This is a genomic window from Amycolatopsis sp. A133 (assembly GCF_031082405.1).
Lineage (GTDB): Bacteria > Actinomycetota > Actinomycetes > Mycobacteriales > Pseudonocardiaceae > Amycolatopsis.
Genome location: NZ_JAVHJU010000076.1, coordinates 162,186 through 179,502 on the forward strand (window position 1 = coordinate 162,186; position 17,317 = coordinate 179,502).

The following is a 17,317-nucleotide window of genomic DNA, read 5'->3' on the forward strand; positions in this document are numbered from 1 at the left end:
TTCACCGCGAGCTTCGGCGACCGTAGCGAGTTCCGGTAAGCCGCGGCGTGGCACCCGGCCACTTCCGCGAGCACGGGGTACCCACTCCGCCGCCCCGGACCATCGTCCTGACGACCTCACCACCGGCTACATGCTCAGCCAGCGCGAGCAGAGCGTCACCCGCCAGTCGGAAGTCGACGTGCGCCTGGTCGAGGCCGCACTGGGCGACGACCCGGAGGGACTCGAAGAACTGCTCACCGGATTGGCCACCGGGCCCGACTCCTCGATCCTGCTCTCGCGCCCGGCCGGCTGGCTCACCAGCGGCCGCCGGGTCGAACCCGCCGTCGTGCCCGGTGCCCTGCTGGACCAGGCCCGGCACGGGGTCGCGGCCCGCCAGCGCTTCGCCGCCGGCGGGATCCCCGTCCTCGGGGTGGCGACGCCGGTCGGCGCGGACGGCAGCATCTACGTCGAGCTCTACCCCCTGCTGGAACTCGACCGCAGCTTCCGCTACCTGAGCACCCTGCTCATCACCGGCACCGTCGTGGCCGCCCTCTTCGGCGTCGGCCTCGGTGCCTGGGCCGCCCGCCGGGCCCTCCGGCCCTGACCGCGCTGACGGCCGCCGCGGCCCGCGTCGCGCGGGGCGACCTGTCGACCCGGCTGCCCGAGCAGGCCGACCCCGACCTCGCGCCCTTGGCCGCCGGCTTCAACACGACCACCGAACAGCTCGAACAACGCGTCCGGCGGGACGCCCGGTTCGCCGCCGACGTCAGCCACGAACTGCGCTCGCCCTTGACCACGATGGTCAACGTCACCGAGGTCCTCGACCGCCGCCGGGACGCCATGCCGCCGACAGCACAGCAAGCCCTCCGGCTGCTCCGCTCCGAGCTGCGCCGCTTCCAGCGGATGGTCGTCGATCTCCTCGAGATCTCGCGAGCCGACCAGGACGACACCGGCCGTTCGGTCGAGCTGGTCGACCTCGGTGCGCTCGTCCGCAACGTCGTCGACAGCCGGGCCGAGTCCGGGGTGCGGATCGACACGGATCCCGCAACGCCGCTCGTCGCCGTGGACCGCCGCCGGATCGACCGGGTCGTCGCCAACCTGCTGGACAACGCCGGCCACTACGGCGGCGGCGCGGTCACCGTCCACCGCCACGGAACCCGGGCGCGGATCGTCGTCGACGACGCCGGCAGCGGCGTCCCACCCGCCCTGCGCGAACGCATCTTCGAACGCTTCGCCCGCGGCCTGCACGCCGGCCGCCGCGACGCCGGCACCGGCAGCGGCCTCGGCTTGGCCATCGTCGCCGACCACGTGCACCGCCACGACGGCCGGGTGTGGGTCGAAGACCGCCCCGGTGGCGGCGCCCGCTTCGTCGTCGAACTCCCGGAGGCACCGACATGAGAATCGCCCTGACCGCCGTGGCCGCGGTGGCCGCGGTGTGGCTTGGCGGCTGCGGGGTGACCACTCAGGACCGGCCCGATCCGATCACCACCCCGGTGCCGACCGCGACCCCGGCGGTCACCAGCCGGCCGGCCTCCTCGACACCATGCACACCGACGCCCCGAATTCACCGGTGAGGCACACTCGAGGTATGCCTCGCAGCACTTCCGCCCTCGACGCGACGGACGTCGACGCCGTGACCGACGCCGTGCTGACCGCTTCGCGCCTGCTGGTGGCCGTTTCGGCGCGTTCGATCGCCGCCGCCGGCGACACGATCACGCTGCCGCAGTTCCGGCTCCTGGTGGTCCTGCAGACCCGGGGACCGCTCAAGCACGCCGATCTGGCCGAGTACCTGCAGGTCACGCCGTCCACCGCGAGCCGGATGGTCGACCGTCTCGTCGGGGCCGGCGTGGTGGACCGGCAGCACAGCCCGGTTTCCCGTCGCGAGATCGTGCTCGCCCTGACCCGCGAGGGCGCGAAGGTGGTCCGCCAGGTCACCGCGCGCCGCCGCAAGGAGATCGCGAAGATCGTCGCCCGGATGCCGGACGACGCCCGCAGCGGCCTGGTCGACGTCCTCACGGCGTTCGCCGAGGCAGGCGGCGAACCTCCGGCGTCCACCGTGGCGCCCGAGGTGGTCTGGACCTGACGGTCCGCACGACCGGTGCTGGCCCCCGGCGATGCCGATCCGGAAGCGCGGTGGCAGGGCACGACGATGTGCCCCGCCACCGCGGCACGACGCCGCTTCCACCCGGCCCGGGGCTTCCTCGGCACCCAGGGACCGCGCCCACGAAACCATGACACGTTCCCCGCTCACGACGACATCCGCTCCAGCCCGCCGGCGCCGGAATCCACTCTCCCCCACGGGCCGCGCGCCGGACCTGACGATTGCCTTGCGATCCGGCCCGGCCGGGCACGAAGCGGCGCGCCGGCGGTACGGTGCGGCGATGCCGAGCACGACGACGTTGGCCCTCGCCCTGGCACGACATCGACCGGCCGGTCTCAGCCGCCCGGGGCGCCCAAGGCGGCCGCGATCTCGGCGTCGGTGAGCCGCCGCGGGCCGACGTAGTAGAGCACCGAACCACCCGGGAGCTCGCCGTCCCAGCCGGGGTTGACGACGAGGCCGTCGACGGTCCGCACGGCGAGGATGGTGACCCCGAAAGCGCGCCCCAGCGCGATCCGGCACCGCTCGATCCCCGAAATGCCCGGCGACTCCGGAAGGGTCACGGAGTAAGTGGCGGCGCCGCCCGCGGTCATCAGCTCCGTGTAGACGTCGGCGATCCCGGGCGAGGTCAGCTCTTCGGTGATCATGCGAGGCGTGTGCCACTGCACGCACTTGATCTTCGGGTCGACGTAGCGAACCAGCTCGGCGCGGTCCATGTCCCGCAGCGCCACCACGACGTGCGCGCCCGGGTTCGCGTGGTCGACGGTGACCGCCACCGCCAGTGCCTCGTTGTCGTCGGCCATGTCCACCAGAACGGTCGCCGCGCGGTGCACGGCCGCCCGCGCCAGCACGCCCGCCGCCGTCGGATCACCCCGGACGAAGTCCACCGGCTCCCCGGGCATCGGGTGCACCGGCACCTCCTCGCCCGCGCAGAGGACCAGCCCGGTCACGCCGTCGGCCAGCAGCTGGGCCACGATCCGCTCGGTCCGCCCGGCCGTGTAGCCGATCAGCACCGTGTGCCCGGTCGCGCGAACCGGCTCGCTTCCCTGCATCCGCCGTCCCTTCGCCTGCTCGAGCGCCGCCGCCAGTTTGGTGAAGACCGTCGTGAGGGTGGCGATCCCGCCGAAGATGACGTAACCGCCCACCACGTGCCCCGCGGCGGTCTCGGGCGATAAGTCCCCGTAGCCGACCGTCGAGGCCGACACGACGAAGTACCACCAGTAGTTGCCCGGACGCACGAGCTCGCTGCCCGCCGGTTCGGCGAGCGCCATCAGCGGCCAGCTCGTCACGAACACGACCACGACGACGGCCACCGGCAGCAGCCACCCCCGGGTCAGCACCCAGCGCGCGAGCAGCCGGGACAGGAAGAACGCCATCCGTGCCCTCCGCCGGCGCGACCGTCGATCGCACCAGCCGACCACACGACCGGACCGGACACAATGGACTTTACCGGACCGTGATCCCGGCGGCCGGGATGGATCGGGGTGGCACCGGGCCATCGTGTTGCCGGTCAACGCCGGACCGCACTCAGTCCATTGTCGACAGTCGGCGCCGGGATCTCCGTGCTGAGGAGCGGAGCTTCATCCGAGGCGATCCGGGCCCGGCAGCCGCACCCGCCCCGGCAACGCGATGACGGTGTAACCGCTCAGCAGCTCGGCCAGGCCGGCTGCGCCACCGCGGGCCGGTTCCCCGCCTCGGCGCTGCCCCGCCAGGACCTGGTCGACGAAGCGTGCCACCCGGACGGGTTCGGGGACGAGCGGGTCGCCGAACCGGGCCAGTACCTCTCCCGGCCGCAGCTCCGTGCGCTCGAGCACCAGTGCCCACCCGGACTCGGCCGACCAGACGAGCAGGAGGCCGTGCCCGGGGTGCCGCGCGGACCGCCGGCTCAACGCCAGGTGTGCGGCGGGCGGGTCGAAGCCGCGGCCGACACCACCCGGGAGCACACCGACCGCCGCGGAGACCGCCCGCAGGTAGCCGGCCAAGCCGACCTCCCAGGACCGGGGTCCGCCCTGCAGCACCTGCTTGCTCTCCTTCGATCGGGCCGGAACGAACGGACGGCGTGCGCGGCACCGTGCACCGCCGCCGCCGGGCCCCGATGCCCTCGGCGGCCGGCTGCGAGCCGTTGCTTCCCCGCTCGCACCGAGTCGTCGCAGCCCGCGTTCGCCGGCCCTCGGGCCGGCTGCCCCCCAGCATGCCGGAAAGCCGGGAAGCCGAACCTGACGAATACCTTGCGATCTCGCCCCGCCGGGTGAACGACCGATCGGCGACGGCACGTGCAGCACCGGACCGGGGCCACCGGTGGCCGGTGGGACGAGCTGCGCGGCACCGCTCACGAGCTCGGTCATCGGCGCACCCGATAGCGCAGGTGAAGCACCCGGTCGCCCTGGACCACCGCGTCCGGATCCTCCAGCAGGTGCTGCGCGTGGACCGACCCGAAGTAGCGCTTGCCGGACCCGAGCACGACGGGGACGACGTCCATGCGCACCTCGTCGACCAGGCCCGCGGCGAGCACCTGGCCACCGACGTCGCCGGCGGCGACCTCGACCGTGCGGTCACCCGCGAGCTCCTGCGCCTTCGCCACGGCCGCCTCGACGCCGTCGACGAAGTGGAACGGCGCCGCGGGGTCCCAGCCCTCGGGCGGCGGCCGGTGCGTCACGACGACCACGTGGTCGATCCCGCCCGGGGGCTTCCCGTCCCAGCCGTCCGTCAGGTCGAAGACGTGGCGGCCGGCGATCGTCACCCCGATTTCGTCCCAGTACGGCCGGGTGTGGTCGTAGGACGTCTGCGACACCTTCAAGACGCCGCTGTCGTCCAACGGGACGTCACCGTTGGACAACCAGTCGAACAGCAGTCCGGGCTGGTCGTTCTCGTCCGCGACGAAGCCGTCCACCGACACCGAGCTGTACATGACCACCTTGCCCACGGGGCTCTCCTCTGCTTCGGGGGTGGCCTCAAGCTAGCGTGCCGTGAGGGGGTCGCTCTTGTAAGAAATCAATCGGCGGGCAGCGGCCAGCCGTCCAGCGCGTGGCCGGGGTGTTCGCGCAGGAACCGCCGCCGGACTTCCACGTACCGGGTCGGCGTGAGCCCGGTGAACGCCCGGAACTCGTGGCCGAAGTGGGCCTGGTCGAAGTAGCCCGCGCCACCGGCGAGGTCGCCCCAGTCGATCGGGCCGGCGGGGTCGATCGCGAACACGGTGGCGGTGAAGCGGTAGGTGCGGGCCAGCCGCTTCGGCGTGACGCCGATGAGCTCCTTGAACCGCCGGGCCAGATGAGTGCTGCTGACCCCGGCTGCCGCGTTCAGGTCGCCGATCGCCGCCGCCCCGCCGGCCGCCGCGAGGACGCTGCTCGTGTGGCGGACCAGCCCCAGGCCGGCGATCTCGCGCAGCCGTCGCCTCAGCTCCTCCTCGAGCAGCGTCAGCATCGCGTGTGGTCCGGCCGCCGTGGCCAGCCGGTCTCGCAGCGACGCGGTGGCGGCCCGGCCCCACACCTGCTCCACCGTCACCGGCCGGTCACACAGCTCGGCCGCGGGCATCGGCAGGAACGGCGCCAGCCCCCACGGCTTGACGTGCACGCCGACGGACCGGGTCGGGAGCGGGTAGCCGAACTCCCACGCACGGGTGGGCATGGTGACCACGCAGCCGTCGGCGTACTCGGTCGCCTCGAGGTCGGTGCCGCCGCGGATGCGGAACGGCGCCCCGAGGTTGACGATGAGCAGCGCCGACGGCGCGGGCGGCAGCGTCAGCCGGGCGTACGGCGGCGCACCCTCCAGGTAGTAGAGGTCGTCGATCAGCCCGTCCAGCGGCGGTCGCGGCACTCTGGACACGTACTCCACGCCCACAGCATCGCCGACGCCCCGCCGGGATCGCGCGCCGGGATCCGCTGCGCGGCGAATACGCCGAGCAGACTCCCCGGGACCGGGCAGGCCGCTCACCCCGTGGTCCCGAGGTCCCCCTCCGGGAGGGCGGCCGGCGCCTTTTTGCTGGCTTCCACGATTGCGAGGGGCGGGTGGCTCAGCGGATCGCGCAGCCGGCGTCCCGGCAGCCACCTGGTCGTGCGGCGGAACGCGGCGCCACGGCCGGGATCGAGGGAGCCGATCGCCGCCAGGACGGCCTGATAGGCCTCGACTTCGTCGATGACGGTGGCGAGGTCGCTGTCGAGTCCGAGTCCGGTCCGCGTGCGGCGCCCGCGTGGGTGCACCTCGGTCCAGGTGTGCGTGCCGCTGCCGACCTCGTGCTCGGCTCCGGACGGTGGCCCGGGTGTCGGGCGGCACCTCGAGCTCGAACCGCACGAGGTCCTTCGAGCGGAACCAGCCGGCCGACGCCCGCCCGTACGGCGTGTCGTGCCACGCCGAGGCGTCTTCGAGCGCGTCGAGCAGCGTCGGGACGACCAGGATCCGCCGGTAGTGCCGGTGGTCGGGGTGCCGGGCCTCGATCAGGCCGTGCCTCGCGGTGTCGATCGACGGCGCCGCGCCGCCCCGGCCGTGCGGGCAGTAGCGCGCTTGGCGCGGCGGCGCGGCGAGCTGATGCGCGACGCGGCCCGTGAACCCGGTGGCATGCTCGCCGTGCCGGCCCCGGCCTCGGCCGTCGAGAACGCGATACGCGCGCTGGGTCGCGCGATCTGTGGCCGGCGAACCACAACGCACCCGAGCAGGTGGTGGTCTCCGGCGGCCGCCGGTCCCTCGCCGCCCTGGCGCGCCGGTTGGCCGAACGCGGCGTCCGCGCGCGCCCGCTGGACTGTCGGCGGCCTTCCACAGCCCGCTCGTCCAGGGCATGGCCCGGCCGTGGGGCGACCGCGTCCGCGGTTTGGCTCTCACCACCCCGGAAGTGCCGGTGTACGGTACGCCAACTCCGATGCCACCGCCTACCCGTCCGCACCGAGGGAGATCGCCGAGCGGATCGCCCGGCAGCCGGTGTCCGCGGTGCGGTTCGCCGACCAGGTGAACGCGATGTACGCCGCCGGGGTCCGGACGTTCGTCGAGGTCGGTCCCGGGTCAGTCCTGACCGGTGCCCCTGGGAACCCCCGGAGGAGCGGGAACGCCGACGTCGTGCTACTCCGAGACCCGGCCTCGGCGCCGGCCCGCGGGCGTCACGGGTTGAAGTACGGATCCTTCGCCATGCGCTGATAGGCCGCCAGCGACGGCACCGACGAGGTGATCTGCCACCGCCGCTCCTTCTCGACGTCGAACCACACCACCGCCTTGACGAGCGGGAACCTCCGCTGCAACGCGGGAACGACGTCTCCCACCCAGCGCGCCTTGTCCCCGCCGGTTTCGTCGGATGCCATTTCACCGATGATGATCGGCTTGCGCAGCGCGGCGAGCTTGCCGTAGCTGTCCGCGAACACCTCTTCGAAGCTCTGCCAGCCGAAGCCGGCTTCGGATGTGCCCCAGTTGTACCCGTCCACGCCGGTCCAGTCGACGTACTCGTCGCCCGGGTAGTAGGCCGTCGCCGGGGGTGCGCCGGGGGTGTCGGTGTTGTTCGGGCACCAGGCCCACACGACGTTCGTCACCCCGCGGGCCGCGAACACGTCGTGGATGTGCCGGTACGCGGCGATGTACTTCGCCGGCGAATGCCCGCCCCAGCCCTCTTCCTCGTTCATCTCGGCCGCGAAGTCCACGATCACCTTGGCACCGAGCGTCTTGACGCCGTCGGCGCGCGCTTCGACGGTGTCGTCCAGCTCGCCGGCCGCGAGGTCGTCGAAGGAGACGCCGAACGGTCCCCAGTTGATCAGCGGGATCCGGCCGCCGGCGAGGTCGGCGCGGGTGGCCCCGGCCGCGACCCAGTCGTCCGCCCAGCCGTAGTACGCAAGGTGGACCGCCGGTTTGCGGCCGATCCGGGCGTCGGTCTCCGCGATGGTCCCCGAACCGTAGTAGTGGCCCAGCAGGGCACCTCGCTCGGGGACCAGGATGTGGGCGGCCGGACCCGGCGGCGGTGCCGCCGGTGCTTCCCCGACGGCCGAACAGGCGACCACAGTCGCCGCCAGCACCGCCACCAGCCCCAGTGCCGAGCCGATTCTCTCCAGTACGCGCCCGGCCGTCACACCCGGCTCCCTTCCCGCAAGCCGCTCAGCACCTCGCCGACGATGTCGGCGTTCTTGTACCTGGCGATTTCGTCGATGCGCACCAGCCGGTTGACCACGCGCCGGCCGAGGCGGAAGCGGCGCAGCCAGGGCACCGCGCGGCGGAACCGGATCTCCGCCTTGCTGTTCACCACGAAGACCTTCCGGTCGGCGGCCGCGCCGTCGAGGTAGTGGCCGACGTAGGGCCGCAGCGCGCGCTCCCACTCCGTCAGCGCGGTGCCGATGTCGCCGGGGTGGCGTTCGAGCATGGTCCCGAGCAGCTCGGCGCCGGTGAGGCCCGACGAAACACCCATGCCGGCGTAGAGGGTGACGCACCAGGCGGCGTCGCCGAGCAGGACCACACGCCCGGTGTGCCAGGTGTCCATCCGGACCTGCTCGGCCGAGTCGAACAGGACGGTGTCCGCGGTCGCGGCCGCGCGCAGGACGTCCTCGAGCGTGGTGCCCGGCGGTTGCGGGCCGAAGACCTCGCGCAGCCGCTCGGCCGGGGGACGGCGGAACTCCGCGTCGACGTCGTCGGTGCGGTAGGTGATCAGCACCGTCGGGTCGTGGTCGCGGTAGGCGAAGACCCACATGGACCGGCCCGGCTCGAGCAGCGTCACCGCCTGGCCGGGGACGAGCCCGGCCGGGGTGCCGTCGAACCGGTAGGCGGCGACCATGTACCCCATCCGCCGCAGGTACCGCTCGTGCGGGCCGAACACCAGGGAGCGGACCGTCGAGCGCAGCCCGTCCGCGCCGACGACCAGGTCGAACCGCTCGGTGACCGACGTTCCCGCCACGGTGTCGAGCAGCGTGACGTCGACGCCGTCGTCGTCCTGCTCGATGGCGGTGGGCACCGTCGAGTAGCGGATCTCGACGTCGTCGGGCAGGACCGAGAAGGCCGCCTTCTCGATGTCGCCGCGCAGCATGGTCCACGGCCGGCCGGGTAAGTCCGAAAAGGACATTCCCGGCCGGGCGGCGCCGTCGCGCTCGATGTCGAGCTTCGGTGTTGTGGTCGCCCGGTCGTGGACGGCCGCCAGCAGCCCGAGCCGGGCGGCAGCTGCCTTGCCCGCGTCGAACAGGACGATGAAGTAGCCGTCGGAGCGGCGGCCCGGCGCCCGCTCGACGAGCACGGGCCGCCACCCTGCCCGGCGCAGCCGCACCGCGGTGGCGATCCCGCTGACGCCCATCCCGACGACGAGCACCCGTCCGGTTCCGGATTCGGTCATTGGTCTTCCCCTAGTCGACGAAGAGGCGGGCGAACTCGGCGACCTGCGCGGTGCTGGTCGGGTCCTCGAAGTAGACGATCAGTTCCTGCACCCCGGCCTCCTCGAACGCGGCGATGCGGCGGCGGACCGTGTCGAGCGAGCCGACGAGGCCGTAGGACCCGACGTCACCGGGGAAGACGAACTTGGACGCGAGCGGGATCAGCGCCCGCGCTTCGGCGTCGGTGTCCCGGATGATGCAGGGGGTGGTGACCGTGCGGGTGATCGCCGCGTAGTCGCGTCCGACGTCCTCGCAATGCCCGCGCAGCACGGCGAACTTGTGCCGGGCCACCTCGGGCGAGTCCATGATGTTGCAGGCGTCGCCGTAGCGGGCCACCAGCCGCAGCGTCCGCTTCTCCCCCGCCCCGGCGATCATCAGCGGGATGTGCGGGCGCTGCACGCCCTTGGGCTCGTTGACCGCGTCCTCGATGCGGTAGTAGCGGCCTTCGAAAGTCGCCTTCGGCTCCGTCCACAGGGCCAGGATGACCTGCAGGGCCTCCTCCAGCCGGCGCAGCCGCTCGCCGGTGGTGCCGAAGTCGTAGCCGTACTGCCGGTGGTCGGGCTCCAGCCAGCCCGCGCCGATGCCGAAGTCCAGCCGGCCGCCGGCCAGGACGTCCACTGTGGACGCCATCTTCGCCTGCAGCGCGGGGTTGCGGTAGCCGTTCGCGGTGACCAGGTGGCCGATCCGCACGGTGGTGGTTTCCCGCGCCAGCGCGGTGATCAGGGTCCAGGCCTCGAAGACCATGTCGGTCGACGGCTGGACCGTGGTGAGGTGGTCGGGCGCGAGCAGCGCCCGGTACCCGGCGTCGTCGGCCAGCTTGGCCAGCTCCACCAGCCGCGCGGTCACCGCGATCGGGTCGGTGAAGCCGGCGAACTCGCGGGCGAAGCCCGTGGGCAGGAAGATGCTGTACTTCATCGGGTGCCGTCCTCCTGGAGGAAGTGGGTGATCCGGGGCCACAGACCGGTCCAGGCCGCGTCCTTGTGGCCGGTGTCGTGCGCCATTCCCGGCACCACGACCAGTTCCGCGGGCACTCCCGCTTCGCGCGCAGCGGCGGCCAGCTCCTCGGACTCGGTGAGTTCGGCCACCGGGTCGGCGTCGCCGTGCACGACCAGCAGCGGCACGGTCACGTCGCCGAGCGCGCCCAGCGGCTGCCGGCTGGGCGAGGAGAAGTACTCCTCGATCGCGGCCGGGTCGCTCGGGGGCAGCAGGGAACCCGGCCGCGCCTGGTCGGCCAGCACGAACCGGACCGGGTCGTAGAAGCCCATGAGCAGCACCGCTCGCTGCCACAGGCCGGGCGCGCGCTCCACGGCCAGGAGCGCGGAGTACGCGCCGCGGCTGGTGCCCAGGATCCCGATGCGCCGCTCGTCGATCTCGGGGAGCCCGGCGAGGTGCCGGGCCGCCGCGACGACGTCGTCGATGTCCTCGGCGCCGATCCGCGCCAGCGCGCGGAATTCGGGCCCGTGCCCCGGTGCACCCCGCTGGTCGACGGAGAACACCGCGAACCCGGCCGCGGTCAGCGGCGCGTGCTCGCTCGTGTGCCGGTACTCGCCGTGGTCGTCGAGCACCCCGCCGTGCCCCGGCAGGCAGACGACCACCGCCGGGTGCGGGCCGGGGCCCTCGGGCAGGCTCAGGTGGCCGTAGACCACCGTGCCGTCGGCCGAGGTGATTTCGTGGACGGTGAGCTGCGTCCCCGGCGCCGCCGGCCGGGCGCGGTCCAGCTCGTCCGCGAGCAGGCCGCTGAGCACGTCGACGCTGAGGCTGCGCTGCAGCCGCGCCGCCGGAACGGCCACGCCGAGCTGCTTCTGGAGCAGCACCCGCAGTTCCACCGCGGTCAGCGAGTCGACGTCGACGGCCTGCTGCTCGGCGAGCTGCTGCTCGCCGAGGCCGGTCGTGCGCTGCAGCAACGGGGTGACCAGGGCGGGCAGCATGGCCGTGCGCTCGGCCGGGTCCGCCTGCTTGAGCCGCAGCGCGACCGACTCTTCGCCGCCGGAGTCGCCGTCGCCGTCCGCGGCCCCTTCCGGCACGACCGCGCGGAACTTCGGCAGCGAGGCCAGCTGCCGGTTGGCGCGGGCCCAGCGCGGCCAGTCGACGTCGGCCACCGACACCTCGGCCGGGGCGGTGCGCAGCAGCGTCTCCAGTTCGGTGACGAGCCGGGCCGGCGACATGCCGCGGTGGCCGTTGCGGCGCAGGACGTTGCCGACGTGGCCGTCACGGCTGACCGCGACGCCGACCTCGTCGATCATCCCCCAGCCGATGGCGGTCGCGGGCAGGCCCAGTGCGTGCCGGTGGCGGGCCAGGCCGTTGAGGTACTCGTTCGCCGTCGCGTAGGCGCCCGCCCCGAGCGCGCCCAGCTGCGCCGCGACCGAGGAGAACAGCACGAAGAAGTCGAGCTTGTCGGTCTGCGTCTCCCGGTGCAGGTGCCAGGCGCCGTCGGCCTTCGGCCGGGTGGCCCGCACGAGCCGGGCCGGGTCGGTGTCCGAGAGCACCACGTCGTCGAAGTCGGCCGCACCGTGCACGATCCCGCCGAGCGGCGGCAGGAAGGCCCGCACCCGCTCCAGCAGCGAGCGCACCTGTTCGCGGTCGCCGACGTCGGCCTTGTGGATCCGCACCTTGACCCCGCGCGCGGTCAGCTCGGCCACGTCCTGCGCCGCGGCGGACGACGTGACGCCGTGGCGGCCCGCGAGGACCAGGTACCGGGCGCCCCGGTCGGCGAGCCGGCGCGCCACCGCGCGGCCGAGACCGCCGAGGCCGCCGGTGATGAGGTAGGTGACGTCGGGGCGCACCGGCGAGCCGGGCAGCGACGCCGCCGGGACGGCCACCGGCTCGCCGCCGAGCCGCACGACGATCTTGCCGTGGTGCTCGGGCCGCGCCATCGCGCGGAAGGCCTCGCCCACCTCGGCGGCCGGGTACTCCGTGCACGGCAGCGGGGCGATGGCGCCCTGCTCGTACAGGTCGGCGACCGCGCGCATGCTCGCCCGGACGTCGTCCGGGCGCAGCGCCATCATCTGGTCGTAGTCGAAGGAGTGGAACGACAGCGCCCGCCGCGCGGAGGCCAGCCGGACGGCGTGGTCGGCGACGTCGCCGGGCTTGCCCAGCTCGACGAAGCGGCCGAAGGTGCCCAGTGCGCGGAGGCTGTGGTGGATCATGTCGGCGGGCAGGGAGCTGACGATGACGTCGACGCCGGCGCCGCCGGTCCAGCCGAGCACGTCGTCGGCGAAGGACGTCGACCGGGAGTCGGCGATGCGGGTGAACCCCTCGCGGCGCAGGACTTCCCGCCGCGGTTCGCTGCCCGCGGTGACGAACACCTCGGCGCCGAGCCACCGCGCGATCCGCGCGGCGGCCAGGCCGACGCCACCGGCGGCCGAGTGGACCAGCACGCGTTCGCCGGGCCGCAGGTTCGCCAGCCGCACCAACGACAGGTGCGCGGTGACCACCGGCAGCAGCGACGCGGCTTCGGCGCCCGACAGCACTTCGGGCTTCTTCACCACGCGGAACGCCTCCAGCGTCACGTGGGAGGCGAACAGGTCGCGGCTGTGCGCGAACACCTCGTCCCCGGCGCGCAGGTCCGGCACCCCTTCACCGACGCCGACGACGGTGCCCGAGCACTCCAGCCCGAGCGTCGTCCCGGAGTGGCTGCCCTCGATGGCGTGCGGGGAGATCAGGCCGGTCTGCTTGAGGACGTCCTTGAAGTTGAGGCCGGCGTGCGAGACCGCCACTTCGACCTCCCCCGGCCCCGGCGGACGGCGGGTGGCCGCGACGAACCCGAGGTCGCCACCCGCCAGCCCGGCCGGGCGCAGCCGCACCGGCGTGCGGTCGGTGCTCGTGCGGACGTGGTCGAACCCGGAGCCCTCCCCGGCCGGCAGCAGCCGCCGGACGTATCGGCCGCCGGCGCGCAGGGCGACCTCCTCGAGGCTGTCCTGGGTGAGCTCGGTGAGCAGCGCGGCCAGGATGCCGTCGCCCGGGGCGAGGTCGACAAGGCGACAACGCAGCTCCGGGCGTTCGGCGGAGACGACCCGCCCGAAGCCCCACAGCGCCGCGGCCGCCGGGGCGGTCGTCGGGTCTTCGGCGGAGACGCTCTGCGCGCCCGTGGTCACCAGGAACAACGTCCCGGACTCGGCCGGGAGCTCCTGGACCAGCCGCAGCGGCGCCGCCACCGGTTCGCACGCGGGCGCGTGGTCGTCTTGGGCGCCCTCGACGTAGACGACGCCGCGGCAGCCCCTTGAGACGGCGGCGAGCACGTCGTCGAGCCACCGGTCGCGGGCCGGGTCCGCGCGGACGACCTCGGCGTCCGCGCCGGCCAGCTCGCCGGCGACGGCGTCCGCGGTGGCCGACGAGCCCACGACGATCCAGCGGCCTTCCGCGCCGCCGGCCCGCTCCAGCGGTTCGGGCTGCCAGGCGTGCCGGTAGGCGAGCTTCGCCGCCGGCTCCTCCGCTTCGACCAGCCGGCTGGCCCGCAGGCCCTCGACCCGGGCGACGACTTCGCCGTCGTCGGTCACCAGGGTCAGGTCGCATTCGATGGTTCCCGGAGCGCTGCCGTCGCGGCCCCGGCCGTGGATCCACAGGCGGGTGCCCGGGGAGCGGAAGAACTTCAGCGCGTCGATCCGGGCCGGCACGTACGTGCCGGCCTCGACGCCGCCGCCGAGCAGGTGCGCGCCGGTGATGGCGGCCTGCAGCGCGCCGTCGAGCAGCACCGGGTGCAGCCGGTGGCCCGCCTGTTCGACGGTGTCGAGCCGCAGCTCGCCGAAGACCTCGCGCGTTTCCGTGCGCCACCACAGGCGCTGCACGACGCGGAACGCCGGCCCGTAGTTCAGCCCGCTGCCGCCGAGCCGCGCGTACACGTCGTCGTGGCCGAGTTCCGGCAGTCCTTCGGTGAGTTCGGCGAGGGTCCGGGGGTGCGGTTCCGCGGGGCGGGCCTTGGCGACGTGGGCGCGGCGGAGCTCGGCGTGCAGCGTCCAGCCGGTGTCGTCGGGGCCGCTGCGGCTGTGCAGGGTGACCAGCTGCCGCGCCGGGTCGTGCCCCACGCGCAGCGTCGGGACCGACGAGGGCGCCGGCGCGAACGGCCGGTGGAAGACGACGTCTTCGAGGACGCACGGGGCGTCGTCCGGGAAGGCGGCCAGCGCGGCTTCGAGGTAGCCGGAGCCGGGGAAGACCACCGACTCGCCCACCTTGTGGTCGGCCAGGTACGGGAACGCGGCCGCGGACAGCTCGACGTCGCGGACCGGGGTGACCGACGGCACGGGACGGCCGCTCAGCCGCAGGCCGTCGTGGCCCAGCCGCCGCTGCCGGGACGCGGCCGACTCGATCCAGTGCCGTTCCCGGTGCCACGGGTAGCGGGGCAGGTCCAGGTGCTCGCGCGGGCCCGGGTGCACGCGGTCCCAGTCCGGCTCGGCCCCGGCCTCGTACAGCAGGCCCAGGGTTTCGGTGAGCTGCTCGCGCTGCGGGCGGTCGCGGCGCAGCGACGCCAGCCGGGCGACGGTGTCCGCGCGGCCGGCGAGCGCCTCGTCGATCGCCGAAGCCAGCACGGGGTGCGGCCCGACCTCCAGCACGGCGCCGACGCCCCGGGTGAGCACCTTGCCGAACGCGTCGGCGAACCGCACCGGCTGCCGGACGTTGCCCCACCAGTACGCGGCGTCGAGTTCGGGGCCTTCGACGTGGTCGCCGGTCACCGTCGAGAACAGCGGGACCTCGGCGCGGCGCGGGCGGATCCCGGCCAGCGCGGCGAGCAGCGGTTCGCGGATCTCGTCCATCTGCGGGCTGTGGTAGGCGACCTCGACCCGCAGCGGCTTCACCGACGCGCTCAGCAGCTCGGTCAGCGCGGCAGTCACCGTTTCGAGGGCTTCGCGGTCCCCGGCGATCGTCGTGGCGTGGGTGCTGTTGATCGCGGCGATGCCCACGCCGTCGACCAGGTGCGGCGCCACCTCCGCGGCGGGCAGGCCGACCGCCGCCATCGCGCCGCGCCCGGCCAGGCGGGCCTGCAGGTTCGCGCGGTGAAAGCTCACCGTGAGCGCGTCTTCGAGGGTGTAGACGCCGGCCGCGTACGCCGCGGCCACCTCGCCCACGCTGTGCCCGACGATCACCGCGGGCTCGATGCCCCGCTCGCGCCACAGCGCGGTCAGTCCCGCCTGGACGACGAAGTTGGCAACCTGGGCGTAGAGCGTCTCGGTCAGCCGGGAGTCGGGCTCGGGGCGGCGCAACTCGTCCGCGATGGACAGGCCGTGGCGGGCGAGCACCTCGTCGCAGGCGGCGACCACTTCCGCGAAGCGCGGCTCCGTCTCCAGCAGCTCGCGGCCCATCCCCCACCACTGCGGACCCATCCCGGTGTAGACGAAGGCGATCGCCGGGCGCGTCACGCGGGTCGGGGCCGGCGTGAGGGCGCGCAGCTTCTCCGCGGCTTCCGCGGGCTCGGCGGCGACGACGAACGTCCGCATCGGGTGGTGGTCACGCCGGCGCGAGGCCGCACGGGCGATCTGGCGCAGCGGCGGCACGGCCGGTTGTTCGAGCAGGCTCGCGTAGGACTCCACCAGCGACTGCAGGGCTTCCGGGCTGCGCGCCGACAGCGGCAGCAGCACCGGGCGGCCGTCGTCGGTCCCGGCCGGCCCGGCGGCCTCGGCGGGCCACTGTTCGAGGATGGCGTGCGCGTTGGTCCCGCCGAAGCCGAAGGAGTTGACCCCGGCCCGCCTCGGCTCCGGCCGCTCCGGGAACGGGACCGCCTCGGTGGGCACCCGGATCGGCAGGCGGTCGAACGGGATGCGCGGGTTCGGCTTCTCGAAGTGCAGGTTCGGCGGGATGACCCCGCGCTGCAGGCACAGTGCCGCCTTGATCACCCCGGCCACGCCGGCCGCGGCCTCGGTGTGCCCGAAGTTCGACTTGACCGACCCCAGCCAGTGCGGGCCGGCGGAATCGCCGAGCACCTCGCCGATGGCGGTCGCCTCGACCGGGTCGCCCGCGGCGGTGCCGGTGCCGTGCGCTTCGAAGTAGCCGATCGAAGCCGGGTCGACGCCGCCGACCCGGCAGGCGCGCTCGATGAGCACCCGCTGCGACTCCACCCGCGGCACGGTGATGCCGGGCGTGCGGCCGTCCTGGTTCGTCGCGGTGCCCCGCACGACGGCGTGGATGCGGTCGCCGTCGCGCACCGCCGCCGACAGCGGCTTCAGCACCAGGACGCCGGCGCCCTCACCGCGGGCGTAACCGTTGGCCCGGTGGTCGAAGGACTTGCACCGGGCGTCGGGTGAGAGGAACTGGCCCTTGGACATCAGGATGGTGGTGGCCGGGTTCACCATGACGTTCACCCCGCCCGCCACCGCGAGGTCGCAGTCGCCCTGCGCGAGCGCGGTGCAGGCCTGGTGCAGCGCCACCAGCGAAGACGAGCAGGCGGTGTCGAGGGTGAACGCCGGGCCGCGCCAGTCGAAGGCGTACGACAGCCGGGCCGCCAGCATGGTCATGCTGACCCCGGTCGGGGTGGCCGAGCTGACCAGGTGCTGGTTGGACTCGGCCAGCTGCAGCGTCGCCGAGTCGAAGGTGAAACCGCCGATGTAGACCCCGATGTTCGCGGCCGCGGTGGTGCTCGGCGGGATGCCGGCGTCCTCGAAGGACTCCCAGGTGACTTCGAGCAGCAGCCGCTGCTGGGGGTCGAGCGCGGCGGCCTCGCGCGGGGACATGCCGAAGAACCCGGCGTCGAAGGCGTCGACCGGCGTGCGCAGGAACCCGCCCTGGCGCACGAACATCCGGCCCGGTGTCGCGCGGTCTTCGTCGAAGAAGTCGTTCGCGCGCCACCGGTCGCCCGGGATGTCGGTGATGGCGTCGGTGGCCGACTCGATCAGGTGCCAGAACCCCAGCGGATCCGCGACCCCGCCGGGGAAGCGGCATCCGATGCCGACGATCGCGACGGGCTCGGCGGTGCGTGGTGCGGAGGCTGCCATGC

General features: G+C 73.9%; 12 protein-coding genes and 1 pseudogene. 3 read left to right on the top strand and 10 right to left on the bottom strand.

Translation table 11 applies throughout. The features are described from left to right. Positions 1–130 precede the first annotated feature (130 nt). The 3 genes from Q5425_RS44625 (at position 131) to Q5425_RS44635 (ending at position 2,062) form a co-directional block, all read left to right on the top strand. Positions 131–583, top strand: a complete 453-nt coding sequence (locus Q5425_RS44625) for a hypothetical protein (protein ID WP_308678520.1) — start codon at positions 131–133, stop codon at positions 581–583. Positions 584–669: 86 nt separating this feature from the next. Next, positions 670–1,377, top strand: a complete 708-nt coding sequence (locus tag Q5425_RS44630; protein ID WP_308678521.1) for a HAMP domain-containing sensor histidine kinase — start codon at positions 670–672, stop codon at positions 1,375–1,377. Positions 1,378–1,567: 190 nt separating this feature from the next. Beyond that, the gene (locus Q5425_RS44635) at positions 1,568–2,062 is read left to right on the top strand and encodes a MarR family transcriptional regulator (protein WP_308678522.1); all 495 of its coding nucleotides are present in this window, start codon (positions 1,568–1,570) and stop codon (positions 2,060–2,062) included. Positions 2,063–2,415: 353 nt separating this feature from the next. Here Q5425_RS44635 and Q5425_RS44640 read toward each other — a convergent pair whose 3' ends face one another. From Q5425_RS44640 to Q5425_RS44680, 10 genes and pseudogenes are all read right to left on the bottom strand, one after another. Further along, the gene (locus Q5425_RS44640) at positions 2,416–3,453 is read right to left on the bottom strand and encodes an ion channel (RefSeq protein ID WP_308678523.1); all 1,038 of its coding nucleotides are present in this window, start codon (positions 3,451–3,453) and stop codon (positions 2,416–2,418) included. Between the two features lie 204 nt (positions 3,454–3,657). Next, complete coding sequence (locus Q5425_RS44645) at positions 3,658–4,095, bottom strand: DUF6292 family protein (protein WP_308678524.1); 438 nt, start codon at positions 4,093–4,095, stop codon at positions 3,658–3,660. Between the two features lie 323 nt (positions 4,096–4,418). Beyond that, positions 4,419–5,000: a dihydrofolate reductase family protein gene (locus tag Q5425_RS44650; protein ID WP_308678525.1), complete on the bottom strand. Its 582-nt coding sequence runs from the start codon at positions 4,998–5,000 to the stop codon at positions 4,419–4,421. Between the two features lie 68 nt (positions 5,001–5,068). Next, complete coding sequence (locus Q5425_RS44655; protein ID WP_308678737.1) at positions 5,069–5,890, bottom strand: helix-turn-helix domain-containing protein; 822 nt, start codon at positions 5,888–5,890, stop codon at positions 5,069–5,071. A gap of 113 nt (positions 5,891–6,003) precedes the next feature. After that, entirely contained in the window at positions 6,004–6,273 is a 270-nt protein-coding gene (locus Q5425_RS44660) for a hypothetical protein (RefSeq protein ID WP_308678526.1), read from the bottom strand. 106 nt (positions 6,274–6,379) lie between these two features. Beyond that, positions 6,380–6,847 (bottom strand): annotated as a pseudogene (locus tag Q5425_RS45985) (hypothetical protein); the annotation flags it as partial. A gap of 314 nt (positions 6,848–7,161) precedes the next feature. Next, positions 7,162–8,115 carry a glycosyl hydrolase gene (locus tag Q5425_RS44665; RefSeq protein WP_308678527.1) on the bottom strand — a complete coding sequence of 318 codons (954 nt, stop codon included), beginning with the start codon at positions 8,113–8,115 and terminating at the stop codon, positions 7,162–7,164. Further along, a complete protein-coding gene (locus Q5425_RS44670) occupies positions 8,112–9,359 on the bottom strand; it encodes an FAD-dependent monooxygenase (RefSeq protein ID WP_308678528.1) in 1,248 nt (415 codons plus the stop codon). Before Q5425_RS44670 ends, Q5425_RS44665 begins: the two co-directional genes overlap by 4 nt. A 10-nt stretch (positions 9,360–9,369) precedes the next feature. Then, a complete protein-coding gene (locus Q5425_RS44675) occupies positions 9,370–10,311 on the bottom strand; it encodes an LLM class F420-dependent oxidoreductase (RefSeq protein ID WP_308678529.1) in 942 nt (313 codons plus the stop codon). Beyond that, a complete protein-coding gene (locus Q5425_RS44680) occupies positions 10,308–17,315 on the bottom strand; it encodes an SDR family NAD(P)-dependent oxidoreductase (RefSeq protein WP_308678530.1) in 7,008 nt (2,335 codons plus the stop codon). Before Q5425_RS44680 ends, Q5425_RS44675 begins: the two co-directional genes overlap by 4 nt. Positions 17,316–17,317: the final 2 nt, after the last annotated feature.

What these genes read in the sequence shown, in the direction of transcription:
- Q5425_RS44625 (WP_308678520.1), top strand. Translation starts at nt 131, where the DNA reads ATGCTCAGCCAGCGCGAGCAGAGCGTCACCCGCCAGTCGGAAGTCGAC.
- Q5425_RS44635 (WP_308678522.1), top strand. Translation starts at nt 1,568, where the DNA reads ATGCCTCGCAGCACTTCCGCCCTCGACGCGACGGACGTCGACGCCGTG.
- Q5425_RS44640 (WP_308678523.1), bottom strand. Translation starts at nt 3,453, where the DNA reads ATGGCGTTCTTCCTGTCCCGGCTGCTCGCGCGCTGGGTGCTGACCCGG.
- Q5425_RS44670 (WP_308678528.1), bottom strand. Translation starts at nt 9,359, where the DNA reads ATGACCGAATCCGGAACCGGACGGGTGCTCGTCGTCGGGATGGGCGTC.
- Q5425_RS44675 (WP_308678529.1), bottom strand. Translation starts at nt 10,311, where the DNA reads ATGAAGTACAGCATCTTCCTGCCCACGGGCTTCGCCCGCGAGTTCGCC.
- Q5425_RS44680 (WP_308678530.1), bottom strand. Translation starts at nt 17,315, where the DNA reads ATGGCAGCCTCCGCACCACGCACCGCCGAGCCCGTCGCGATCGTCGGC.